Origin of the sequence: Pilosibacter fragilis, from assembly GCF_032490495.1 — a bacterium.
GTDB lineage: Bacteria > Bacillota > Clostridia > Lachnospirales > Lachnospiraceae > Pilosibacter > Pilosibacter fragilis.
The window spans coordinates 1-1,713 of the sequence record NZ_JAVYJB010000051.1 but is presented as its reverse complement, the minus strand read 5'-3'; the positions used below and the strand labels follow the sequence as shown (position 1 = coordinate 1,713).

The window sequence follows — 1,713 nt, the reverse complement described above, 5'->3', positions numbered from 1 at the left end:
TACGTTCGCAAGAATGAAACTCAAAGGAATTGACGGGGACCCGCACAAGCGGTGGAGCATGTGGTTTAATTCGAAGCAACGCGAAGAACCTTACCAAATCTTGACATCCCTCTGAAAAGCCTTTAATCGGGCTCCTCCTTCGGGACAGAGGTGACAGGTGGTGCATGGTTGTCGTCAGCTCGTGTCGTGAGATGTTGGGTTAAGTCCCGCAACGAGCGCAACCCCTATTGTCAGTAGCCAGCAGGTAAAGCTGGGCACTCTGATGAGACTGCCAGGGATAACCTGGAGGAAGGTGGGGATGACGTCAAATCATCATGCCCCTTATGATTTGGGCTACACACGTGCTACAATGGCGTAAACAAAGAGAAGCGAGCCTGCGAGGGGGAGCAAATCTCAAAAATAACGTCTCAGTTCGGATTGTAGTCTGCAACTCGACTACATGAAGCTGGAATCGCTAGTAATCGCAGATCAGAATGCTGCGGTGAATACGTTCCCGGGTCTTGTACACACCGCCCGTCACACCATGGGAGTCGGAAATGCCCGAAGCCAGTGACCCAAGCGAAAGCAGGGAGCTGTCGAAGGCAGGTCTGATAACTGGGGTGAAGTCGTAACAAGGTAGCCGTATCGGAAGGTGCGGCTGGATCACCTCCTTTCTAAGGAAGAAGAAGTAAGGGTTTTATATACTGTTCAGGTCTCAAGGACCTAACAAAAGAATTCCGGTGCCGATGCGCTTATGGGACACACCCGTTCCCATCCCGAACACGACGGTTAAGACGTAAGCGGCCGATGGTACTATGCTGGAGACGGCATGGGAGAGCAGGTGGGTGCCGGATTCAATGGGCTTATAGCTCAGCCGGTTAGAGCGCACGCCTGATAAGCGTGAGGTCGGTGGTTCGAGTCCACTTAAGCCCATTACCCAAAAGGGTAATGCAAGAAGTGACTGGCTGATTGAAATAAATACAGAACATAAATGAATAAGGGATCGCCTCGCAAGAGGGAAGGCCCGCATCCATGGGGGTGTAGCTCAGTTGGGAGAGCACCTGCCTTGCAAGCAGGGGGTCAAGAGTTCGAATCTCTCCATCTCCACTTGGGATTTTAAAACTAGAATCCCGATAACGTACCTTGAAAATCACATATTGAAATAAGTAATCTTAAATATTTAAGATACAAGACATCCGAGGCGTATCGAAAGATACGTAACCGAAAGAATCAAGTAAACTTTAAGACCAGGGGTGCAACGCTATGCACCTTCGTATGGAAGCCGTTCCCGCGGTGGAGATACTACTGGTTAAGCTAGAAAGAGCGCAGGGTGGATGCCTTGGCACTAAGAGCCGATGAAAGACGTGATAAGCTGCGAAAAGCTTCGGGGAGGAGCAAATATCCTTTGATCCGGAGATCTCTGAATGGGGAAACCTACTTGAGTGCACCTCAAGTGACGTATGGTGAATACATAGCCATACGCCGGGAACCCGGTGAACTGAAACATCTAAGTAGCCGGAGGAAGAGAAAGAAACATCGATTCCGAAAGTAGCGGCGAGCGAAATTGGAAGAGCCCAAACCGGAATGCGTGCATTCCGGGGTTATGGACCACGTTATGTGACCCGTATGGTAATGGAACTGTCTGGGAAGTCAGACCAGAGAGGGTGAAAGTCCCGTACATGAAACCAGAAGGGAGCTAGTGGGATCCAGAGTACTGCGAGACACGTGGAACCT

Annotated in this window: 2 tRNA genes and 3 rRNA genes; all 5 read left to right on the top strand. The window is 50.4% G+C overall.

Going from position 1 to position 1,713, the window contains the following annotated elements:
• A 16S ribosomal RNA gene (locus ABCW45_RS17670) occupies positions 1 to 653 on the top strand; the annotation flags it as partial.
• 62 nt (positions 654 to 715) lie between these two features.
• Positions 716 to 833 (top strand): 5S ribosomal RNA (rrf, locus tag ABCW45_RS17665).
• Positions 834 to 838: 5 nt separating this feature from the next.
• A tRNA-Ile gene (locus tag ABCW45_RS17660) sits at positions 839 to 912 on the top strand.
• Positions 913 to 1,013: 101 nt separating this feature from the next.
• A tRNA-Ala gene (locus tag ABCW45_RS17655) sits at positions 1,014 to 1,086 on the top strand.
• Between the two features lie 200 nt (positions 1,087 to 1,286).
• Positions 1,287 to 1,713, top strand: a 23S ribosomal RNA gene (locus ABCW45_RS17650); the annotation flags it as partial.